24 protein-coding genes, 1 pseudogene and 1 riboswitch are annotated in these 22,347 nt (G+C 43.6%); of the genes and pseudogenes, 10 read left to right on the forward strand and 15 right to left on the reverse strand.

Annotated features, from left to right (window positions below):
* Window positions 1–4 precede the first annotated feature (4 nt).
* Window positions 5–901: a phytanoyl-CoA dioxygenase family protein gene (locus IEY34_RS06645; RefSeq protein ID WP_189009399.1), complete on the reverse strand. Its 897-nt coding sequence runs from the start codon at window positions 899–901 to the stop codon at window positions 5–7.
* A 118-nt stretch (window positions 902–1,019) separates the two neighbouring features.
* A complete protein-coding gene (locus IEY34_RS06650; protein WP_189009402.1) occupies window positions 1,020–1,811 on the reverse strand; it encodes a helix-turn-helix domain-containing protein in 792 nt (263 codons plus the stop codon).
* 401 nt (window positions 1,812–2,212) lie between these two features.
* Between IEY34_RS06650 and IEY34_RS06655 the strand changes: the two genes are divergently transcribed.
* The 5 genes from IEY34_RS06655 to IEY34_RS06675 all read left to right on the forward strand — a co-directional run bounded on the left by IEY34_RS06655 (window position 2,213) and on the right by IEY34_RS06675 (window position 6,782).
* Window positions 2,213–2,557 carry a hypothetical protein gene (locus IEY34_RS06655; RefSeq protein WP_189009405.1) on the forward strand — a complete coding sequence of 115 codons (345 nt, stop codon included), beginning with the start codon at window positions 2,213–2,215 and terminating at the stop codon, window positions 2,555–2,557.
* Window positions 2,558–2,624: 67 nt separating this feature from the next.
* Window positions 2,625–3,317, forward strand: a complete 693-nt coding sequence (locus IEY34_RS06660; RefSeq protein ID WP_189009408.1) for a DUF5819 family protein — start codon at window positions 2,625–2,627, stop codon at window positions 3,315–3,317.
* 385 nt (window positions 3,318–3,702) lie between these two features.
* Complete coding sequence (locus IEY34_RS06665; protein ID WP_373291165.1) at window positions 3,703–4,659, forward strand: DCC1-like thiol-disulfide oxidoreductase family protein; 957 nt, start codon at window positions 3,703–3,705, stop codon at window positions 4,657–4,659.
* Entirely contained in the window at window positions 4,577–5,803 is a 1,227-nt protein-coding gene (locus tag IEY34_RS06670) for a serine hydrolase (protein ID WP_189009414.1), read from the forward strand. Before IEY34_RS06665 ends, IEY34_RS06670 begins: the two co-directional genes overlap by 83 nt.
* Before the next feature lie 343 nt (window positions 5,804–6,146).
* The gene (locus IEY34_RS06675; protein ID WP_189009417.1) at window positions 6,147–6,782 is read left to right on the forward strand and encodes a M23 family metallopeptidase; all 636 of its coding nucleotides are present in this window, start codon (window positions 6,147–6,149) and stop codon (window positions 6,780–6,782) included.
* 386 nt (window positions 6,783–7,168) lie between these two features.
* Here IEY34_RS06675 and IEY34_RS06680 read toward each other — a convergent pair whose 3' ends face one another.
* The 9 genes and pseudogenes from IEY34_RS06680 to IEY34_RS06710 all read right to left on the reverse strand — a co-directional run bounded on the left by IEY34_RS06680 (window position 7,169) and on the right by IEY34_RS06710 (window position 14,759).
* Window positions 7,169–7,975, reverse strand: coding sequence for a DUF8832 domain-containing protein (locus tag IEY34_RS06680; protein WP_189009420.1), 807 nt, complete (start codon window positions 7,973–7,975; stop codon window positions 7,169–7,171).
* Between the two features lie 123 nt (window positions 7,976–8,098).
* A complete protein-coding gene (locus IEY34_RS06685; protein WP_229757500.1) occupies window positions 8,099–9,172 on the reverse strand; it encodes a sensor histidine kinase in 1,074 nt (357 codons plus the stop codon).
* Window positions 9,169–9,864: a response regulator gene (locus tag IEY34_RS06690; RefSeq protein ID WP_189009423.1), complete on the reverse strand. Its 696-nt coding sequence runs from the start codon at window positions 9,862–9,864 to the stop codon at window positions 9,169–9,171. The genes IEY34_RS06685 and IEY34_RS06690 overlap by 4 nt, the downstream gene beginning before the upstream one ends.
* A 131-nt stretch (window positions 9,865–9,995) precedes the next feature.
* The gene (locus IEY34_RS37250; RefSeq protein WP_268240110.1) at window positions 9,996–10,124 is read right to left on the reverse strand and encodes a hypothetical protein; all 129 of its coding nucleotides are present in this window, start codon (window positions 10,122–10,124) and stop codon (window positions 9,996–9,998) included.
* A pseudogene (locus tag IEY34_RS36585) lies at window positions 10,117–10,245 on the reverse strand (VOC family protein); the annotation flags it as partial. The pseudogene IEY34_RS36585 and the gene IEY34_RS37250, both read right to left, overlap by 8 nt.
* An 89-nt stretch (window positions 10,246–10,334) precedes the next feature.
* Window positions 10,335–11,249 carry a DHH family phosphoesterase gene (locus tag IEY34_RS06695; RefSeq protein ID WP_189009426.1) on the reverse strand — a complete coding sequence of 305 codons (915 nt, stop codon included), beginning with the start codon at window positions 11,247–11,249 and terminating at the stop codon, window positions 10,335–10,337.
* 488 nt (window positions 11,250–11,737) lie between these two features.
* Window positions 11,738–12,037 (reverse strand): hypothetical protein, encoded by a 300-nt coding sequence (locus tag IEY34_RS06700; protein WP_189009429.1) that lies wholly within the window; start codon window positions 12,035–12,037, stop codon window positions 11,738–11,740.
* A gap of 94 nt (window positions 12,038–12,131) precedes the next feature.
* Window positions 12,132–12,224, reverse strand: a riboswitch (cyclic di-GMP riboswitch).
* A 111-nt stretch (window positions 12,225–12,335) separates the two neighbouring features.
* Window positions 12,336–13,559, reverse strand: coding sequence for an MDR family MFS transporter (locus IEY34_RS06705; RefSeq protein WP_189009432.1), 1,224 nt, complete (start codon window positions 13,557–13,559; stop codon window positions 12,336–12,338).
* Window positions 13,560–13,754: 195 nt separating this feature from the next.
* A complete protein-coding gene (locus tag IEY34_RS06710; protein WP_189009434.1) occupies window positions 13,755–14,759 on the reverse strand; it encodes a UCP032817 domain-containing protein in 1,005 nt (334 codons plus the stop codon).
* A 110-nt stretch (window positions 14,760–14,869) separates the two neighbouring features.
* Here IEY34_RS06710 and IEY34_RS06715 point away from each other — a divergent pair, with 110 nt between their 5' ends.
* The gene (locus tag IEY34_RS06715; protein WP_189009437.1) at window positions 14,870–15,754 is read left to right on the forward strand and encodes a TIGR01777 family oxidoreductase; all 885 of its coding nucleotides are present in this window, start codon (window positions 14,870–14,872) and stop codon (window positions 15,752–15,754) included.
* 55 nt (window positions 15,755–15,809) lie between these two features.
* On the opposite strand, the gene IEY34_RS06720 is transcribed toward IEY34_RS06715, so the two are convergent.
* A complete protein-coding gene (locus tag IEY34_RS06720) occupies window positions 15,810–17,300 on the reverse strand; it encodes an esterase-like activity of phytase family protein (RefSeq protein ID WP_229757501.1) in 1,491 nt (496 codons plus the stop codon).
* Window positions 17,301–17,468: 168 nt separating this feature from the next.
* Here IEY34_RS06720 and IEY34_RS06725 point away from each other — a divergent pair, with 168 nt between their 5' ends.
* Window positions 17,469–17,963: a glutathione peroxidase gene (locus IEY34_RS06725; RefSeq protein WP_189009440.1), complete on the forward strand. Its 495-nt coding sequence runs from the start codon at window positions 17,469–17,471 to the stop codon at window positions 17,961–17,963.
* A 389-nt stretch (window positions 17,964–18,352) separates the two neighbouring features.
* Here the strand turns inward: IEY34_RS06725 and IEY34_RS06730 are convergent, their stop codons facing one another.
* Entirely contained in the window at window positions 18,353–18,574 is a 222-nt protein-coding gene (locus IEY34_RS06730) for a YuzB family protein (protein ID WP_189009442.1), read from the reverse strand.
* Window positions 18,574–18,876 (reverse strand): iron-sulfur cluster assembly accessory protein, encoded by a 303-nt coding sequence (locus IEY34_RS06735; RefSeq protein WP_189009445.1) that lies wholly within the window; start codon window positions 18,874–18,876, stop codon window positions 18,574–18,576. Before IEY34_RS06735 ends, IEY34_RS06730 begins: the two co-directional genes overlap by 1 nt.
* A 246-nt stretch (window positions 18,877–19,122) precedes the next feature.
* Between IEY34_RS06735 and IEY34_RS06740 the strand changes: the two genes are divergently transcribed.
* Genes IEY34_RS06740 through ytvI form a run of 3 tightly spaced genes read left to right on the forward strand, consistent with a single transcriptional unit; the run spans window position 19,123 to window position 21,392 of the window.
* The gene (locus IEY34_RS06740) at window positions 19,123–19,482 is read left to right on the forward strand and encodes a winged helix-turn-helix transcriptional regulator (RefSeq protein WP_189009447.1); all 360 of its coding nucleotides are present in this window, start codon (window positions 19,123–19,125) and stop codon (window positions 19,480–19,482) included.
* A 31-nt stretch (window positions 19,483–19,513) separates the two neighbouring features.
* The gene (map, locus tag IEY34_RS06745; RefSeq protein WP_189009450.1) at window positions 19,514–20,263 is read left to right on the forward strand and encodes a type I methionyl aminopeptidase; all 750 of its coding nucleotides are present in this window, start codon (window positions 19,514–19,516) and stop codon (window positions 20,261–20,263) included.
* Between the two features lie 16 nt (window positions 20,264–20,279).
* Complete coding sequence (gene ytvI, locus IEY34_RS06750) at window positions 20,280–21,392, forward strand: sporulation integral membrane protein YtvI (protein WP_189009453.1); 1,113 nt, start codon at window positions 20,280–20,282, stop codon at window positions 21,390–21,392.
* 53 nt (window positions 21,393–21,445) lie between these two features.
* Here the strand turns inward: ytvI and IEY34_RS06755 are convergent, their stop codons facing one another.
* Window positions 21,446–22,228, reverse strand: coding sequence for an AraC family transcriptional regulator (locus tag IEY34_RS06755; RefSeq protein ID WP_189009456.1), 783 nt, complete (start codon window positions 22,226–22,228; stop codon window positions 21,446–21,448).
* Between the last annotated feature and the right edge of the window lie 119 nt (window positions 22,229–22,347).

Below are 22,347 nucleotides of genomic sequence, written 5' to 3' on the forward strand. Positions count from 1 at the left end.
TTTGTTAGACGCCCCATTCTTTGCGTGCTTGATCAACTGTTTTTGGCGGCGTTTTGCCCCAAGCGTAATGCCCTTTGGGCTTGCTGCCCATCCATCTTTCGTCCGTAGGTTCCACCGCAAGCTGATAACGAGTATCCGCGCTAAGTCGGTAGCGGTTAGTCGTATTGTTTAATGAAGCGTGCATCATATACATACCGAAAATAATCGCATCTCCAGCCTCGAAGGTTGTAGTCGCCCATTGGCCGCCGAAGGTATCGACGATTTCGACCGGATCTTCGGAAAACCAGCCGGTTGCCACGTTATCACGGTCTACGTCCATCTCTCCATAGGTTTGCTTAATTTTGTCAAAATGCTGCGAACCAAGACATAAAGCTAACGTTCCCAATTCAAGCGAGGTGTCCCCAAATGGCGTCCACATCGTATATACATTTTTGGTCCCTCTTCCCATGTAAACGATATCATAATGTGCTCCCGTATTTCCGCCATGACCGACGGCCCGTGGCCATTTATAATCGTAGGTCAGGGCTGGCCCCAATAACAGCCGTTCGAAGAAATCCATAACCTTGGAGCTGTTTACTACGTTAAGAAACTGTGGAAACGAATCCTTCAGTTCGTCAGCGCTCTTCCCCCACATTGCGCCCTTATTTTCTCCGCCGATTATACCTTCCTCCAGCGGGGCAGCAGGGTCAAGCCGTCCCATCTCCTGCATGCTTTGCAGAAATTCCGTTCTCGCTGAAAGCACTTGATTTCTATCGTGTAAACCGCGAATTAGCAAATATCCGTCTTCCGCAAGCCGTTCCCTTAACGCTTCCGTATCATTCATAATATCGTTGGAGCTCCTTAGTTCAGTCAGGTAAGGCCCTCCCATTTCCAAAGATCGTTGTCCGATTTGCACATTCATGTTTCATTTCCCCTTCGCTTATTATGAGTAACTGCATGCTTAAATCATAATGGAAGGGAACCTGAAAGTCGTTAGCCAAAAACAAACAGAATTTACTCAAAAACACGCTTAATACGAATTAGTGATGATACATGCGTTGTAATTTTTTCCACTCCGTCGGGGATTGTCCCTCGAGTTTTTTAAACCACCCGGAAAAAGCATGCAGGCCTGAGAAACCAATAAGTTCTGAAATGGACTGCATGTCTTTGTCCGACGAGCTTAGCAGCCATTTGGCTTCAGTCAGCTTAGACATCTGCTGGTACCGTTTGGGCGTCATGCCGTACACCTTATGGAATTGTTTGCGAAATCCTTCCTCCGAAAGCCCTGCTATTTGAGCCAGGTCGGAAATCTGTATGCCTCTTTGCAGGTTTTGCCTAATGTAATCAGCGGCATGCGTGATGGAAAGCGCTTGCTGTTCTGGCTGCGAATGCTCATAAATAAATAGCGACAATACTTGAATCCACGTCAAATAGTTCTCTTCACGTTCTTTCAACGGGGCGGAGTAAATCCGCAGCCACTGGCGAAAGAGAAGCTCGTACTGTTCCCGGTCCAAACGCGATAACGAAATGATTCGCGGAACGTTACCCGTGATCAGCTTGTCAAACCAAGACCTTGTTCCCTTGGGCAGCCCATCCATCAGCACCACCCCGAAACGAATAGCGGTTACCGCATGGAAGGAATGAGGGAAGTCGGAGGGAATAAGTACCACTTGTCCCGTGTCCACGTCAAATTGCTGGTCCTTATAACGAAACAAGCCGCGTCCTTCCATAATAACCGTAATCTCCAAGCTATCGTGACGAAAGAAGGACAGATCCTCCCAATCTTTGTCATGTGTTCCGATAAAGCTCCTGATTTGCAGCGGTTGATGCATGGGCAACTCCCCCCTTTGGTTATCAATTAAAGTAAATATACATAAACAATTTTTACATCAAAAGCATACTTTCCGTATGTCATCGCATCCTTCACACACTAAAACTTTGAAACCAATTGTAGGTTCGTCACATTCATTAAATTTTTGCACCTCATTAGCAACACTTACTCTAAATACTGATATTGATCGGAAGGATTTGTTTTAAGAGATTCGAGTCCATATCTCTATTTTACCAAAATGTTTAATAAGGCGTAAGCTTCGCTTAATTTATCGCTGTTAGGCTGACCAATTATCTCATCCTGTAAAACCAATATTGGGATGTGTGTCTATTAATGGAAAAATTTGTTGACTTAAATTATTATTTCTCATAGAATGATAATTATATTTTAGGAGGTGATAATATGAAAAAAATACTAATTATTGGTTTACTGTCTCTGGCTGTTATGGGAACTAGTGCTTATGCATCAGAATCAACCAGCCAATTGCCGACAAATGAAGTGACAATTGCTCCACCAAGCACTTCCATTAATGATCAAGAAGTTCAACCTTTGGCACTGGCAAGTGCAGTGAAAGCAGTAGCTCAAGCTGCAAAAGCAGTAGGAAACGCTGCACAAAAAGCATATGTTTACGGAACCGAAGCCGCTAAACACTATGCACCAGAGGTACTAGGCAATTTGTCGGATGCATTCGGTGCAACAAACGATAAGTTGGTTCAGGAAGGTACAGATATTATCTTTGATAAGTAAATAATGATTGCCAAGAAGGAGTGTACTAACTACGGTACGCTCCTTCTTAAAAAGAGGGAGATCAGGTATGAGGAAGATGAGTGTATTTTCATTAATCATTGTTTTAAGCCTATTTGTCGTATTTCATTTTTTAATAATTTTACTCTCCGTTGGACCAAGTAATCCTATTTCTATGGCTAACCGACCTTTTTTAATCAAATACACCTCTATTTTTTTTGTTCAAAATTGGCATTTGTTTGCTCCTGAACCTATAAAAAGAAACTCCTATGTCTTTCTGCAAGTAAAAAAGGCGAATGGAGTTGACAATAAAGAAGATCAATGGATTGATCTAACAACGCCCATAATCAATAAAAACAACGAAGATCCATTCACTCCATACAATAGAATCGTTAGGATTATCGAAGGTATGGTAACGGATTACTATGGACAGCATCAGGATGAATACGTTGTGGAGTATATGAAAGCTATCGAAAAAAATAAGGATACAGATCAGACTAGTCAAGATGAGATCGTAAAAATAATAAAAAATGAAGAGAAAACCAAGAAAAAGAGGGGAGAAGAGGAACTTTACAGATATGCCTCCTCTTATGTCAAAGCAGTTTATCCTAATGAATCAGTTGAAGCAATACGTGTTCGAGTCATGATCTATGATACCATTCCATTTTCAAAACGAAATGAAGCCAATTTTGACCCGAAGATCATAGACGACGTCGTTCTTGATTGGAAAAAAGTAGATGAAGAAGTCATTAAATTATTTTAAACGGGGAGGTTTCATGACTACTAGTATAGACCGTATCATTCGTTTCTTTATTAAGGATAGATTTTTAATTGGTGCAAGTATTTTAAGATTTATATTTGGTGCTCTCATTTTGTATTATTATTTAATACACTACACTCAGAGGTACTTTCTATGGAGCGGTGTCGGTTTTAATATTATTGACAATGAGATTAAAGATTCTACATATTCCTTATATAATTTAAGTGATAATTTATTTTATTTTGATATCATTTTTCATTTAGGAATTGCGTTTGCTTTTTTATATACGATAGGTTATCGGGGAAAGATTTTTTCAATCCTCAATTTTATCTTTTATTATTCCTTATATAAAAGAACGATGTATATCGGTGACGGGGGCGATAATTTAATGTGTGTTGCTCTCTTTTACCTGTTATTTGCTAATTGTACGGAATATTTTTCGGTTGATGCCAATCGTAAAAAAGCTGCTAATAAATTTGTAAGCATACTTCACAATTTTTCAATCATGATGTGTATTATCCAGCTATGCATTGTGTATTTTACTTCCGGGTTCTATCAGATCATTGGAAGCATGTGGAATAATGGAACAGCGATTTACTACATATCCCAAGTGAAAGCTTTTTCCAGACCGGTATTAACAAGCTTTTCCGACCATTTCGTATATTTGTCCATCATCGCTACGTATTTAAGCATCATTATAAAAATCTCGTTTCCCTTTTTATTGTTTAATAAATTTTCGAAGATCGTCATTGTTCTGGCTATTATGATGTTTCATCTAGGTATTGGCATTGGAATGGGGCTCATTACGTTCTCGATCACTATGATCTCGATGGAGGCCTTGTTATTTACCGATGCAGACTATCGAAAGTTATATACGTGCATGACTAATAAGTACTTTTTGATGAAAGATAAACTGATGAAGAGGACTTCCAGATTAGGTCATCAATATTTATACGAGCATAAAATTGTAGTTTTTTACGACGGTTGGTGTTCCATGTGTCAGCAAGTGAAGACGAATTGCGAGAAGATGGATATGTTTAATTTGGTTCAATTTGTCTCGTTTAGAGAACCCGAAACTATTACTTCTTATTCTTTAGATATTACTAGACTCGAAGCTCGCATGCACAGCAAGAAATTAAAAAGTTCTGTCGTTGTAGATGGGATTGATTCGATTATTCAGTTAGCGAAGCGAATTATAATGTATTGGCCGTTGTTGCCTTTTTTAATAGCATCGAAGTATTTCGGGATCGGGCAGGCTTGTTATGATTTTATTGCGAAAAGAAGAGTTATCGTTTCGCCGAATCACTGTACAGATATGTGTATGCGAGAGCAGGTTAACAAATAAATTGTTGTTACTGGAGGGATCAATATTGCCTGTTGTCATTTGGACAGTTCTTGCCGTGTGTCTGCTTATCATCGCCTTTTTTGCATTAGCAGCTATTCTGCAATATTCGGATAATAAAAAAACCGCACAGCATGTACTGACCTATTTTGCGAAAAATAGAGTCTATAGCTCATTATACATTTTGCATAACGACCAACCTGTTCTTGAATATAATTCAGACAAAGTCATGCCACTAGCCAGTACTGTTAAATTAATTCTTGCAGTGGAGTATGCCAACCAAGCAGCTCATGGGCTCATTGATCCTGAAACGCTAGTCAGCCTCAATGATGTTGAGAGATACTATATTCCTGGCACGGATGGAGGAGCTCATTCAAGCTGGAAATACGATTTGAAGGATTATCTTGAAGCCGACAATGAATTGACCCTGGACGAAATCGCAAGAGGAATGATTCAGTTCAGTTCGAATGCTTGTACGGAATATATATTTGAGCTGCTTGGAGGAGATAGAATTAATGCAAGCTTGTCAGAACTGGGGATGTTGAACCATACCTCCATATTCCCGATTTCTTCGGCCATGCTTGTATCGATGTATGTACATGATAAAGAAGGGTTGCAGGGTAAACGATTAATCAAGCGTATGCTTGAAATGAGTCAAGAGGAATATATATCCTATGCTTATATACTGCATAACATTCTAAAAAATGAGTCTGATTCAGCCACGATCAAAACATTGAACAGAAAAGAGGGCTTCAAAAGAAGCATTCAAAAGCTGGAGTCCGAGCGATTGCCCAGCGGAACAACGAAAGAATATGCTTCTTTAATGAATAAAATCAATAGCGCCACCTATTTCCCCCCCGACGTTCAAAAAATTTTGGATCGTTTGGTAGGAAAACAACCCTCCGCAAAATCCCAATATACTAGGATCGGGTTCAAAGGTGGGACTACACTATTTGTTGTTACTTCGGCCATGTATGGATGCAAGAAAAACGGTGAAACGTTAGAAATTGCGGCCTTCCTTAACGATTCAACGGGAACAGAGAACTTATGGTTGAGAAACAAGTTCGATGACTTTCTGGCGACGATGATGCGGGATGACGAGTTTAGAAATAAGGTCATCGAGAAGCTTGCTTCAAATGCAAATTAACAGAGTGATGTTTTGGTCACGAGGATGCTGCGATGAATTGAGCGTTAGAAATAATTTTCTGGTATGAATGGATTTGATACAGATGATAAAAATGTTCGTTATCCCTTTCCTTATACTTTTACTAGTATACTATCCTTTTAGGTCCATTTTGAATTGGCTATTATATGTTACTTTCTCTGTCAGCTACTTTACTTGGCTATATATAACCGCTGCATGGGGAGAATATAGTGTCTACCTTAAAAACATGTACCTAATTATTCTAGGAATATCCATTTTTCTAAGCTGTATATTTGAAGTGAAAAGAGAACCTACATTACACAAAAAAAGCATGTGGTTGCCAAGGGTGTTACTTATAATCATTTCGATACTTCAACTGATAATAACAAGCTATTTCTTAAATATACTTAAAGCTCCTGAAAATGAGCGTGGAATAAGCTTGGCGCTACCATTCAAGTCCACCGGCACGTATTATATCTTGCATGGAGGCAAGAACGAAGCTATCAACTACCATTACACGGATTTGTTTCAAAAGCACGCTATCGATATTGTCAAGCTAAACAAACTCGGGGCGACAAAGAGGTTATTTGGTTCTTCTCATCCATTAAATGAGTTTGAGATATACAATGAAATTGTTTATAGTCCACTGCGTGGTAAAGTCGTAAAAGTAGTGGACGACTTAATAGACCAGCCTTATAAAAGTCCAGATAAGGACCACTTAGGAAATCTAGTTGTCATCGAGCGTCAAGGTGTTTATGTTTATTTAATGCATTTGAAGCCCGGAAGCATTGTTGTGAGAAGCGGGGACACCGTGGAAGAAGGACAGGAATTGGCTAGGGTTGGAAACTCTGGAAACTCTTTTGAGCCTCATTTACACATGCACGCTGTCCGTAAAGAGAATGGAACCGCCATCTCCATTCCAATGTATGTAGAGGGGCGCTACCTGAAAAGAAATGATGTGATCGGTATTAATGGTCCGTAGATTGGGGCTGCGGCAGGCTTAGCAGATTCTCGAACCTGATCAAACATCATCAGGAGAGTAAACACCGCCGCGCGTCGTGAGCTAACGAACCATCAAAAATCCTCCACCGCTGATGAGAGGCTGCCATTCATCATGCTGTTCTCCGATTGCCCCTTTACGAACTCAATAACCCTTATTCGATCAAAATCGCTCATTCTGAAAATCTAACGATTTCCAGATGCGTTATATCAAGCAAATGATTACCATTCCGCCTATAAAATGCTGGATAGCGCCAACTCAGTTCATTAAATCGCCAAAGCAGCTATTTTTCGGTATATAAGCATCATCCGGTTCATTAGATAAAAAGGAGCTAAGCATATCAAGCCGCTTAGCTCCTTCTCCAATCATTAAGGTACTTTCACAACAAAAGGTACCGTAAATACTTTACCGTTTTGCTGGAATTGTCCCCAAATCTTATATACACCGCTGTGCGGGAATGTCGTCATAAATTTGGCATCCGGTCCCGACGCTTTCTCATCTGTCGGATGCACGTGCAGGTAATTCTCTGCATCTTGCGTTAAGATCACAACGTGTCCAACTGCTCCTAAGTAAGGCTGCAGATCCGTTACTGGCTTCTTCGTCTGAGCGTCTTTGATATTGAAGTTCAAGTTCAGTTCCATGCCCGCCATAAGGTGATCAATTGAAAGTGTTACTTCCTTACCGTCCACCACTTTAGTTAATGAAGCATCAGGTTCAATTGGTTTTTGAGCAGGAAGGTCACCTTGAACTGTCACCCATTGGCTCTTGCTCATTGCTCCCATACCCGTTGGCGTGATATCGGCGATCACCTTGAACTCGCCTGCAGTCGGAAATTGCGTGGTAACGGTAAATTCACCTTTTCCTTTATAATCCGGGTGAATGTGATTAAAGAAAGATAAGTCTTTGCTGACAATGATAAAGTGCATCTGTTTCTCATGCACGGTATCAAATTTTTCAATTGATTTGCCGTCTTTATCCTGAATTTTTATCGTAATCATAGTATCTTGCTTCGGCATTGTCTTGTCACTAGAAAGCTTAAACTGCGCTTGGACATTCTCTGCTTGCGTGGAACCTGCCTCTTTCGTCATAGCACTATGGTCCATCGAACCTCCTGATTTAGCGCATGCCGTTAAGAGAGCAGCCGTAAGCAGAATTGAAATGGCTATTTTTTTCATAATTTCCTCCTCAAATTCTTATGAGATCTTTGATCTGAGATCTAAGTCACTCCTCCTGATAACCTTTATTATAAAAGATGCTTGTGTAGATCTTATGTAGACTTACATAGATCTTATCTAGATCTACACTAAAATCTTAGGAATATATATCTCTACCATTGTTCCTTCACCAACACGACTTTCCATTCGAATAGTTCCTCCATGCGCTTCCACCAATTTGTTTACAATCGTTAATCCAATCCCACTCCCGCCTGATTTACGATCCCGGGATTTCTCTGCGCGGTAGAACCGTTCAAATACAAAACGTAGATCCTCTCCTTTAATTCCAATTCCAGTATCCGATACAAGAATGATCACGGAGTGTTGTTCTTCCTTCACTTCAACAGAGACCTTCCCCCCTTGGGGCGTAAACTTTAGCGCATTCGTTAAAAGGTTCACCACAATTTGACCTAAACGCTGCCTATCCAGTACAGTTTCAACGTTAGTTAAACCTTCAAATACAAGATGAACTCCCTTTTGGTCAAAAGAAGCCCGAATCGCTTCGATATTGCGTTGAACAATGACTGCTACATTTTCTTGATGCAGCTTCAGCCTGAAATGGGGGGACTCCATTTCCGTTAATTGCTCTAAATCGCCTACCAGGAATCGCAAACGTTCAATCTCCTCATAACAAGACTCCAGTCGCTCGGGACTTGGCGTCCAAACGCCATCTATCATCGCTTCCATATGGCTTTTGAGTGTTGCAAGCGGCGTTCTTAATTCATGCGCCACATCAGCCGTCATCGTTTTACGCAACTGCTCCTGAAGCATCAGTTGTTCAGCAAGATGATTAAGGGAGCCCCCCAGATCGGCGATTTCGTCCTTGCCTTTGACTGTCGTTCTTGTGCTGAGCTCTCCTTGCGCCATGCGCTCTGCGACCTTTTTCATTTGTATGAGCGGAGCTGTGATCCTCTTGGCGACCAAAAGACTTATCAGAACGGAGAGCAATATGCACAGGATGGCAGACCAAAGAACAGACTGTACTAATGCCTGCTCAAAATGGGCATCAAATGTCGGTGAGTTCATCTCCATCGTTTGTGATTGATACAGGGAGAAGTGGTAATGTGTCGCTACGATAAACGCTATGGTTGAGATGAGCAAAACACCGGACGCTATGCTAATAAACGCGATGACAATCCGTGCGTATAATCCTTTCACGATGATTCCCCTCCCGTAAACCGATAACCTATGGAGTAGACGGTAACGATGTATTGAGGCTTTTTGGGATCCGTTTCTATTTTTTGACGGAGGTTTTTGACATGTTGATCGATCGATCGATGATCGCCCTCAAAATCAAAACCGAGCACTTTTTCGACGAGTTCCTCCCGTGTAAAAGTTCGGTTAGGATGATGTGCCAGAATCAGCAGCAATTTATATTCATTGGGAGTCAGATTTAGCCGTTTGCCGATTTTATAAACTTCATGCTTCATTGGCCGAATGACGAGATCCTCATGATGAAACGAGATGATTTCTGCAAGAAGCGTATCATCCTGCGTGCGACGAAGTATAGCTTTGACTCTTGCTGTTAGTTCACGTGGGCTAAAAGGCTTCAAGACATAATCATCGGCACCGAGTGTTAAGCCTTGGACGCGGTCATCCTCCGAAACCTTCGCTGTTAGCATGATGACAGGAACTGGAGAAAACTGCCGTATCGCCCTGCATACATCTTCACCGGACATGTCCGGCAGCATCAGATCCAGAATGAGTAGATCCACATTGCCACCTCGAACGAGTTCAAGTGCTTTGTTCCCTGTTTCGGACTGAATAGCCCGATAGCCCTCATTTTGCAAATAGGACGCAACCACTTCACGAATTTTTTCTTCATCATCAACAATTAAAATTGTTTTCATATAATTAAATTCACCCCTTTAGAATATACCATACCCCCATACCCTATACAAAAAAATAAAAAAAAACCTTTGTCGCTCATTCGATCAGCCTGCCGATAGCAGTTCTCATCCAATCAAGCTAACAAAGAGTTCTATTTAAAGAAAAAGAACCAAATAAAAATAGCCCAAACAGGGATCATCACAACAAGACTCCACAGACAGCCTTTGGCAAAGCTCAATTTGGGCTCCTGCTCCGTCGTTCTCCTATTGTCGCTAGACATGTTCCACCAACTCCAAAGGCAGCCCGTCTGGATCTGCAAAAAATGTGTATTTATCTCCTGTAATCGAATCAATAAACACCGGCTCCACCTCAATTCCCTTAGCCTGCAATTCCTTCACACTTATCCAATCTCATAGAGATGCCTCCTATGCCGATATCTAGTCAAAAACCGCAATCAGGGAGGTTCCTGTCCTGCGGTTGGTTTTATGAATTAACCCTCTGCTCTCATCGTTGCAACTATTTGCTTCAATACATCCTCAGCTTGGTCATAATCCACCTGACAAGTCCCCGCAGCTTGGTGACCTCCGCCCCCATTTTGGAGCATCAAGTTTCCGATATTCGTCTTGGAGGAGCGATTGACAATACTATGACCGCACGCGAATACACAGTTTTGTTTATTGCGGCCATCGACAATCCAAATCGATACATTTTGCTCCGGATAAAGGGCGTATACCATGAAACGATTGCCTGGATAAATGGTCTCTACATTACGCAGATCCGTAATAATGACATTGCCTTCGGTATGTGTATAGGTTTGCAGCATGTCGCGATAGAGAACGTCCAATTCCAGGTAACGTGCCACGCGCTCCTTCACATCAGGCAGTTCCATGATTTCATGAACAGATTTCGTCGCACAGTGCTCGACCAGTTCTTCCATGAGTTGATAATTGCTGATTGCATAATCGCGATAGCGACCGAGGCCTGTGCGGGCATCCATAATAAAGGACAACAGGTCCCAACCGCTTGGATTCAAAATATCCTCTTTGCTAAATTGTGCCGAATCCGCTTTGTCTACGCCTTGCATAATATCATCGATATCGCCAAAGGTTTCTTGGCCGCCATAGTAATCATAAACGACACGCGCCGCACTTGGGGCAATCCGCGTTTCACCTTTGTACGCTACCTTCTCGCCCATACGTTCAAGTTCACTGGAATGGTGATCAAACCATAGACCACACCCAGCTACATAGGGGACATTGGCCAAAATATCGTTCTCCGTAACTTCAATCAAACCGTCCTGCATATCTTTGGGATGGACGAATTTCATTTCATCCACCATATTCATTTTTTTGAAAAGCATCGCACATACCAGACCATCAAAATCCGAACGTGTAATTAATCTCATGCTCGTGTAGCCCCCTAATCGTAGTTCTTTTGCACTACTTACCTTATCGTTTATTATTATATCAGCTTCTGTCGTTTCGTGACAATGCTTTTGTCTTGCGGAGAACACTTCCGCTAGCAGCAAGGAAAGACCTAGCCTGCGGCTAGGTCTTTAAGTCAATGCATCTTCACAAGCTTCCTTACGAACTCAATAACCTTATTCGGCCAATAGGGAGTACCCCGTCTATAAAGGGAACTGTAGGACGCTATTTAGGTAAAAAGGCGGTATACTTGGGCATTAAGGGAACTCCAGTACCTTATTTCCACGAGAAGAGCTGAATTCCCCATCCAACAGCAAAATAGCGGACTGTAGTTCCCTCTAACTCGCAATACTGACACTTTTCGCCAGAATAGCACACTGTAGTTCCCTCCCGCGCGAGGCGGCCCGGTAACTCCCCGTTCACTCCAAAACTGATAAAGTCTTAAATGCTGAAAAAAAGAACGGTACGCCTAAATCGGCTGCACCGTTCTTAACTTGGAAGACAAACATTGATAAAGCCTAGTCAAAAATGCTTCGATTTGAGCAATAGGCGGTATCTTTACGGATAGCTTAACTTCGCCTTTCCAGTAGAAAATCAAGATGCTGTTGCTTCTCCCATGAAACATTTCAACATCCCAGCAATTTTCATTCAAGGCATATTCTTCTCGATTAATCATCAGCTTTGGTCCGTCTGAAGACGGCACCAAACGGGCAACATGATTACCACATAGCGAAGTTACTTTTTGCTCTTCATGTAGTTCAGACTGCATGCTGCTTGGTCCTCCTTTATTCGTATTTGGTTATGACAGAGAAAAACCCCACGATTAATCCGATCGGAGGGGTTCTATGTTGAATACCCAATCGTTCGGCAGCTGGCTGGCAATGAGTCCGTTTCAGGACAAGGAAGCCCCTTTAGCTTTGCGTCACTGACTTTCGTCAGCTTTGCCTTTGTCGAGATGTGTAACATGTTGTATCGGTTGAATTTGGTTTAAATGATCTACACTCTCAAGAATAAGGGAAGTTGTTTTGAATTCGAATAGTTCTCAAGAACTATTTTTTCAATTATTTTCATAAAATTTCTTTTTTCGACGTATTTTTCGGCAACCTTTGACGAATCGTGCCTTTCCAGTAGAAAATGGAACCCGCCATTGTAATTACTGCCATGATGTTGAACAACGTGCTGCCCCCATAGGAAACAAGCAAAAATCCACCAATCCATGGCCCCATAAAGTGACCGACGTTCGTTAAGGTTTGGGCACCAAAATACGTCCCTCGCATATGCTCAGGCGCTAATTTGTCAATCAACATATTCGCTGCCGGGTAATTCAAGATCTCACCCAATGTAAAAATACTCATCGAAACAATGAGCCAAATAAGCGAATGCGACATCGCAAATCCAATATCGCCTAAGGCAAACATCAAATTGCCAAAAACGATAGCTGCAAGCGGCGTATACTTCTCAGACCAGCGCGTAAGCGGAATTTGCATGACAATTACAACAATTGCATTAACGCTCATCAGAATGGCAAACATTTTGACGCCATCCACAAAGCTTTTTTCCAAATATTGCGAAAGTGTCACCATGACCTGCGAGTAGCCGATTGCGCCAATAATACCGCCTAGAATATAGTAGCGAAAAGTCATATCATTGCGAATGACACGCCATGCAGAACCAAAAGTAACAGGTGATTTCTTCTCGCCTTCGATTTTTTTTATGCCAAACTTGCTTAACAGGGCATACAGGGTAACGGCATAGATAAAATAAATGATACCGGTGATCATAAAAGGAAGCGAGCCGCTCCAGGTGGCAAAAAAAGCACCTAACAATGGACCAACAGCAACCCCAACATTGATGGCCATATAGCGTAGTGAGAATACGCTGAGTCGCTTCGCAGGTTCTGTCAGATCTGCCATCAAGGCCTGCGATACCGGTTCATAGAAGGACCGGCACAGCCCGTTCAGCATATTGAGCAGCATGAACAGCAGCGGTAATTTAACGACACTGAAGCCAAGAAATACGAACGCCCAGCCGAATAGTGCGGTTAACATAATAATTCTTCGGCCAAATCGGTCAGATAATGTCCCGCCAATAAAACCGCCGACCGTTCCTGCCAGAGAGCCCATCCCGATAACGACTCCTATCATGACGGGACTCATGGACGAATGTCTAGCCAAATAGATGGCAAGAAAAGGCAAGCTCATCGATGACGCTGCCCTAGCCATCACCGTTCCCAACAGCAGCGTATGCACAATGGGATGATAAGAACCAAGAAAACCACGCAACCGATTCATGTAAAGAGACTCCTATCACCACTTTATTTACCGACGGTCAATCAAATGAACATCGAATTCCAATTATACACGAAAATTGGCGATTGGTGTCTTCGATTTATTGGTTTTTGTTGGATGTAGAGCGCACAACAAAAAAGACCGTCTTCAAGTGTCGAACACCTTGAGAACAGTCTCTGATTGATTTGGGTCTAATGGCTAGCTGCTGCAGCTAGAACCGCAGCTGGAAGATGAGCAGGAGGAACCCGATCCGGAACTGCAATTGCTGCTGCTGCCAGAATCACCGCCGGAGCTGGTGTCGCCGCTATTGTCGCCACTGCTGTTGCCACCGCAGCCTGACGCCGAGCAGTTGGAGGTTCTGTCTTTCCCTGTATCTTCTTGATTCTCAGGCATATACGAGTCCATGCCGCTCGTGTAATCGTGGGCTTCGCTGATGGAGAAGAACATCATCGCGCCAGCCAAGTAGACCATACTGTTAGGCCCGGATAAGGAGTTCTGCCAGCCTGTATCCTCAAACCTGCGGCTGTTCGCGGCCTTCTCGGCTTCCGAGATCGCTTGCGCTACGAGCAAGCCGATCGTTTCAGCCACTTCGGGATATCGCTTCGCTTGCTCCATATCAAACCACAGCTCGGCGATCTCCTCTTCGTTCCCGCCGCGAAGCAAGTCTGTTCGTTCCTTATCCAACGGATTACGGAAAAAGCCATTCCAACAGCGGGCGCTGGTTGGCGTAAATTCAAATAAATGCGCATACACCCAGTCAAACCATGCGCGCTCTCCCGGCATTTCCTTTGGTTCGCGCTCTGGCGCATGGTGAATAACGCCACCAGCGAATTGCTCTCCGAAGCGTTGATATTCCCGTGTGAACATCAGCATCTCGTGCCAAATAGCGTCGATTTCATGGCTGAACATCGGGGTTCGCTTTAAGATCAGATTCATGAGGAAAAATCGTTTCAATTCAAACCATTTACAGGAAAACTCATCATCACTCATAAGCGGGTGTTCAATTTTGACACGATATTGGAGTCTTTCTACATAATCAGGCGGAAGTGCGCTGTCCAATTTAGCGACTAGACGAGCTAATGGAATGCCGGCTTGCAAACCAAGCCCTTGCGGTAAATCTGCTGCGCGATAACTAGGTTTGGATTTCCCAGGACGATTGCGCTTGGGCGGTTTGGATGATTTCCCGAATAAAAAACGAAACATGAGCATCCCTCCTTATTTCCAATATAACACATCTATGTAAATCGAAGAATAACAATCGTTGGAAAATAGAGGTTGCAACACCTATAATACTCGTAAGGAGGTGCTGATCGATGAAAATTGCAGTTACCGGCGGCAGCGGCTTTATTGGCAAGCGATTGATCTCACATTTGCAGCAGCAAGGCCATGAATTAATCAATATTTCCCGTTCAGCCCAAGCTGTGAGCCCGCATGCGCGTACTATAACCTGGGAGCAACTGCGAACCTCTTCACAAGACCTCGAAGGCTTGGATGCGATCGTCAATCTTGCTGGAGAATCCATTAATCAACGATGGACCCCCAAAGCCAAAGAGCGCATTGTCCAATCACGCATTAAGGCCGCTGAACAGGTTGCACAGCTCGTTGAAAGGTTGACCACCAAACCAAAAGTGGTTGTCAATGCTTCTGGGATGTCCGTCTACGGTACTTCAGAGACAGAGACATTCGATGAGCGAAGTCCTCATCGTCAAGTCGATTTTTTATCAGGTGTCGTCGAGCAGTGGGAACACGCGGCAGATCAAATCAAAGGACCCAGAATCGTCAAAGTGCGCGTAGGACTTGTGCTCGATGGCCAAGAAGGCGCTTTTCCCAAAATGGCTCTGCCTTACAAGCTTGGCGTTGGCGGCCGAATAGGCAGCGGCAAGCAGTGGCTCTCATGGATCCATATTGAAGATATGGTGCGATTAATCGATTTCTGCATCATGAACGATGCCATCGTTGGACCGGTTAATGCCACAGCGCCGAATCCGGTGACCAATCTAGCATTCGGACGGGCATTAGGGAAAGCGATGCATAGACCTAATCTATTCCCGCTCCCCGCTTTCGTGCTGAAGCTGATTTTCGGCGAATTGTCCACCCTTCTCTTAGACGGCCAAAAGGTGCTCCCGCACGTTCTTCTTGCGAATGGATTTACATTCAAGTACATAGACGTAGAAAAAGCGCTTGCCGATATCGTTTGAATAGAAAACCCAGGTCCGCGAGCACAGCTCGTTAACCTGGGTTTCGTTTATCCAACTATTTGGTAGATAAGTCATCCGTTACTTGAATAAGTTGCAATTGTGTGGGAGCTCCTGTCAACGTCAATACGCCTTTTTCATCATAGCTGATACCGAAATCGTTATCGTTGACAATGGCAATCGTATTTTTGTCAACGACCGCTAGTCCTTCGATCTTCTCATAGGGATAGCCAAGTTTGGCAATATCAACGATCAACTCTTTGCTTACAGGCTGAATCCCTTGATTCTTCAACTGTTGAATGGATAGCCCTTCCAAGTTATTGCTGGCCTCTTTCCCCAAAATATTCGTTGCTTTCGAGAAATCGGATTTGTAGATCCTCTTCAACTGAGCATCAGCGCCCGCGTTTTTATCACGCTCATCCACCAACAGCACATCACTCGAAAGTGCCGACATATCGCTGATGACGATATCTTTTTGATTCACTTTCACAAACATTCCCGCTTGTTCGGCCACATACACATACTCACCAACGATTTGTTTCGTCGCCAGATCCATCTTAAGAATACGCAGATTTCTGGAGGCTTCCCCTGTTTTTTTATCCGGATTAGCCATTGGACTTTGAATGGAAGTATATAGGAATTTACCGTCTGGTGAAATCGTCACACCTTCGAAGCCGCGGTTGGCAATACGTTTGTTGTAAACCTCAGGCAGCGTATCGAAAATAGGGATTTGTGCGCCGGCCTGCACTAATTTCTCTTTGGCACCTTTTGGCACATAGCGGCCCAGAATCGTTCCATCGCGTTTAACTTGAAGAATGGATGGCCGGTATTCATCCGAAATCCAAAACGTATCATCCGATGGGCTGTAGGTGATACCTTCCAAGTCCAATCCGTCCGGATCGTAGGAAAGTTTCGTTGCCCCTTTCTCATCGTAAGGCACTTCGTCCGTTCCGTCTAGGTTCGGCAAACCTGTTATGTATTTGGTCTTGCTTACTTTATCGATTTTGCCGTCCGGCAAGGAGAGTTTAATCGTCTCCAGAATTTCAATCGTACCGTTCGCAATTTTGAATTTGTACAAGCGAGGAACATAACTTTCAATAGGGAATGTGCGTAATTTATCTTTGCCTATTTCACCATTAGGTCCGCGATCCGCAAGCGCATAGAACGTATCGGGAGCATCTTTGGGCAAATGCACTAGACCGGAGAAGCCGCCTTCTTGAATCCCTTTGTCCAGAACAGGCGCATTTTTCCACTCAAATTTCCCTGTCACTTTCGGAATATCCTTGAGGGAAATAGACTGATTCCATTCATTCCATTCCACTTGCTTCCCAAGTGCTTCACCAATCGCGCGAAGGGGTACATAGGTACTGCCGTCAATGACAACGGGATCTTTGTCGAGGGTTAGCGTTTTGCCACCGGATGTTATTGGAAACTTTACCGCAATAGCTTCCAGCGCTGCCGGACCTGCTGCGACAACAGTTGCACTGGTTAAGGTACCCATAGCGGCAAACAATAAGAGCAAGCGTTTTCTTCTAAAAAATCTTTTCATTTTAACCCTCCAATGATTTGATATCTTCCTTTGAGATTAGCTTACGGCTTGTCTATTCGCACAGTGTTAGAGAGATATGAATGTTTTGTAAATAAATTAATCTTTGCAATCCGACTAAAAGTTGTGTACAATTAATTTGTACAAAATAAATAGGAGAAGGTGATCCTTTTGAACGTTCATCAATTTACGGTTCGAACGATCCGCGGTGAAGAGAAATCCCTTGCTGACTACAAAGGTCAAGTACTGCTTATCGTCAATACGGCAACGAATTGTGGATTGGCTCCCCAATTTATAGGACTTCAAGAGCTCCACGACACCTATAAAGATCAAGGTTTCAGCGTGCTGGGTTTTCCATGCAATCAATTCATGGATCAGGAACCCGGTGACGATGCACAGGTTCAACAGGCTTGCCAATTAAATTTCGGCGTCAACTTCCCCCTGTTTTCCAAAATTAATGTGAACGGATCCGACGCGCATCCTTTGTACCGCCACCTGAAACAACAGACTTCCGGTATATTTGGCTCAGGCATTAAATGGAACTTCACGAAGTTTCTCGTTGATCAAGATGGCCGCGTCCTCAAACGCTTCTCCCCTACTACAAAACCAAGTAAAATCGATGAGCAAATTCGTAAACTGCTTGAGAAATCCGCTGTCCAAGCTTAAATTATCAAAACGGCTTCGCCGCCCTGAGAGATCAGCTTCTTCGAAGCGGACAAATCCTGTTAAGGGGAACTACAGTACGCTATTTAGGCAAATAGCAGGGATTCTAGGGTCATAGCGGAACTACAGGGTCTTATTTCCGCGAAAAGCGCTGAATTCCCCTTCAAACAACAAAATAGCGCACTGCAGTTCCCTCTCGCTCGCGATAAAACCACTTTTTGCTAAAATAGCGCACTGTAGTTCCCTTTCCTCCGCGAGGCAGCTGGAGTAACTCCGCGTTTACTCCAAACAAGATCCGATGGCTTATTTCCTTATCGACACTTATCCGCATGGATTCAGCCTTATCTAATGCAAAAAGCATCCTGCTCACAGAATGAGCGGATGCTTTTTGGTTATTTCACATATTTTTTTGCCTTTTCAATGGCTTCATCTTCCGTAGGAGCTGTTACATAGCGGCCATTAATGAAAATAAAAGCAAAGCGAGAACAAGGGCCGCAATACGATTTACAAGCTACTTTGACCTCAGTTTCCGGAGCAATGACGCTTATTTTTGAAAGGGCGGACTTCACTTTCATGTGTTTGCATTTATCACAAATGCGAATATCATTGCGCATTAGTGATCTCCGTGATTCCCCTTGCTTGGGTTTGTAATCATGAAGCCTTCTTCCGGCGTATAGAAGTAATCAATGCGGATGCCATCGAGCAACGGCTCCGTTTTATCCAAAATCACATCAATCCCTTTATCCGTGCTGACAAGGACGTCATTTTCTGATTTATCGTCAAGACCTAAACCGTAGTGAGCGTGGTCACCATGGGAATGAGTCACTTGTACACGAACTAACAAACCTTTGTTTTCTTCTTTATCAAGCTCCAATTGAAGAACTTTTGCTGCGTTACGAGAAATTTTGACGTTCATATGTACACATCTCCTGAAACTATAATTTTATTTCTTATTGTAAAGAATCTAAGGCACGAAATCAACCTTTGTCCATGGAACCTTCGTAAACATCTCTCGACGCAAACAAAGTACGTAAGTCTTGCTAATTCATGGCCTGAACTTTAAAATACATAGTAGTGAAAACAATTGACACTAAATACAGGCTGGTTACTTACTTACCTCTACGTTAGTGTCGGGTATTATACATTGAAAGGAAGCGAACTTATGTCAACCCTAGAGAATGAAAAAGTCGCTCCACTCAGCAACTATATTCCGAAAGTACCCAAAGAAATTGCATGCTCCATTGAACGTACACTTGAAGTGATTGGCGGCAAATGGGCGTTTCTCGTGCTGCGAGAATTGTTTTGCGGAACGAAGCGATTCGGTGAGCTGCAGCGCCAAGTCACGGGCATTAGTCCCAAGTCATTGACAGATATTCTTAGGCACCTGGAAGAGCATGGGGTCTTGGAAAGAATGGCTTACCCTACTGTGCCTGTTACGGTCGAGTATACGCTGACACCAAAAGGCGAGGATTTGCATCAAATATTAAAAGAAATGAAGCTATGGTCAGCAAAATGGACATAATGTAAGAATATCGTCAGAGGAGTGGAACGTCATGATTACCATCAAGACCAAAGAAGAAATTGAAAAAATGGGCAGAGCCGGCCGTATTCTGGCTGATTGCCACAAAGAAATCGCTAAAATGATTCGTCCAGGCATCACCACCTGGGAAATTGACCAATTCGTCGAGAGTTTTCTAGCCAAAAACGGTGCTACGCCCGAGCAAAAGGGCTATCATGGTTATCAATATGCGACATGCGCTTCCGTCAACGACGTGATTTGCCATGGTTTTCCGAAAAAAGAACCGCTTCAAGACGGCGATATTGTCACTATTGATATGGTTGTTCGTATAGACGGCTGGTTGGCTGATTCTGCTTGGTCCTATGCAGTCGGAACCATCTCGCCGATCGCTGAGAAATTATTGAACGTCACGAAGGAATCACTCTACAAAGGGATTGAGAAAGCCATCCCCGGCAACCGCATCGGCGATGTGGCCCATGCCATTCAAGCATATGCCGAAGCACAAGGCTTCTCCGTTGTCAGAGATTTTATCGGACACGGCATCGGCTCCGAAATGCATGAAGAACCGCAAGTCCCTCACTATGGACCTGCCGGCAAAGGCCCGCGCATTAAGGAAGGGATGGTTTTCACGATTGAGCCGATGTTGAATGTCGGGAAATACCATTCCAAGGTCGATGCCGATGGGTGGACAGCTAGAACTTATGACGGCAGCCTATCTGCCCAATATGAGCATACGATTGCCATTACAAGTGAAGGCCCGATTATTTTAACCGAACAATCATGATGCCGGAGGAACATGCATGCTTTCTTTTTACAGGAAATATTGGAGAACAGCCTTTGACATTGCTCTCATTGTTCTAACTGTATATCTATTCATGCTGTTATTCAGCTATCTGTACCGCATCGCAACGCCTATCTTTCTGGCTCTGATCATTTTTATGATGATCGAGCCTTTCGCTAGGTTTTTGCATCGCAAAGGAATGCGCAAGTCAATTGCATCCGCCATTTCCACGCTGCTGTTTGTCTTGATAATTTTGGGCGCATTGGCAGGTGCCGTCGTTATTTTTACCAGTCAAATCATGAGTCTTGTCGATAAAGTCGATGATTATCAGGCTATTTTCAATGATCAAATTGTACATAAAATCAGTGAATTGAATGATCGCTTCCAAACACTGCCGCCCGATGTCATCACCAAAGCCAAAGACTATGCCGGACAATTCGCTGGCAACGCCTCCAAATTCATCATCGCCGTTCTATCTGGCTTGGTGACGAAACTCACCTCTTTCTCGACCTTTATGTTTAATTTTATCGTCGGCATCATCTTGGCGTATTTCCTCAGTATCGAAATTGATTCCTGGAAACGCATTGCCGGTGAAAAGACACCCAAAACCTTCAAATCCGTCTTCTTTTTCCTCAAGGAGAACGTGGTGAAAGGCATTGTCTCTTACATAAAAGCACAAGCTAAACTGATTACCTTGACGTTCGTCGTTGTCTTCATTGCGTTACTCTCTCTAGGCGTCAACAACGCCTTCTCCATCTCGCTCTTGTCAGCCATCTTTGATGTGCTGCCATTGCTGGGCGTGTCGACCTTGTTCATCCCATGGATTATCTATCTCTTCATTGTTGGTCAAACGACACTAGCAATCTGGCTCAGCGCCATCTTGCTTGTCGTGATTCTCGTCAGGCAAATCATGGAGCCCAAGATTACTGGGGAATCCTTGGGCGTATCGGCTTTTACAACCCTAGCCTTTATGATTCTCTCGCTTTCTCTGTTTGGGATTGCAGGCGTGATTCTCTCCCCTGTCCTGATCATCTTGATTAAAGCCTTACATACGCAAGGATATTTACAGCGCTGGATTCGCAAGCCTGAGGATGAATACGTCGAAGGCCGACTTCCCTACGACGGACCTTAAATGAACAAGAGCCTTGAGATTCGGTTCCATAACCGGAGATCAAGGCTCTTCTTTTATACACGGTGTCTGCTGCGATAGACCGATGGCGCCATGCCGATCTTCTGCGTGAAGACGCGGCTCAAATAAAAACCATTCTCATACCCGCACTTCGCGGCTATGGCATCCAAGGTTAAGGCCGAGCCCTCGAGGAGATGCCGAGCTCGCGTAAGGCGAATTTCATTCAGAAATTCGGACGGTGTCTGGGCAAAGGCTCGGCGAAATTTACGGGTAAATTGGACAGCGGTCAGGCCCAGACTTACAGCCACATCCAACATGGATAAGCGTTCGTAGGCATGCTCCAGTAGAAACCTGCGCGCATCCTCCATGAGCTCATCCGATTCAGAAATCGTGTCATCGCTTAGCGCCCGCTCCATGGCAACGATACGAATCAGATCATTCACCATATGCTGTCTATGCATCGTGCTCTCTTCGTCCCAACCCTGCAGTTGTCTTAGATAGCGATAATTGGAGAGTAATCGATCTTTATCTTGAATCGACAGCTTGCCAGCCCAATCGCCTTCTTCCTCTGTGCTTCGTTCTGACAGCCACATAAACTGCAAGAAATGAAAGGAAAGGGGCTCCAATGTTTGGCGGTGGAAAGCTGTTTGAGGTGGACATAGCACCAAATCTCCGAAACTGGCTTCACCTTGATGCTCACCTATTCGATAAGCAAACCGACCTTCTTCTACCGCAAATAACGTCCAAAGCGGGTAATCATCTACTTCCAACATGAACTCCGTCTTCTTATGCCAGTATACATGCCCAAGAAGTTTCAATGACAGATCGTGAGAGCGCATCCAACAGCCTCCCTGATAATGAAATAAAGTATATGCTTATTGTAACTCTCTGCATGTTCATTGGGAATCATTTATTTTATGATGAAATCAAATACATTCCATTCAACAGCGAGGTGCTT

This window comes from Paenibacillus marchantiophytorum, assembly GCF_014640555.1.
GTDB classification, from domain to species: domain Bacteria; phylum Bacillota; class Bacilli; order Paenibacillales; family NBRC-103111; genus Paenibacillus_E; species Paenibacillus_E marchantiophytorum.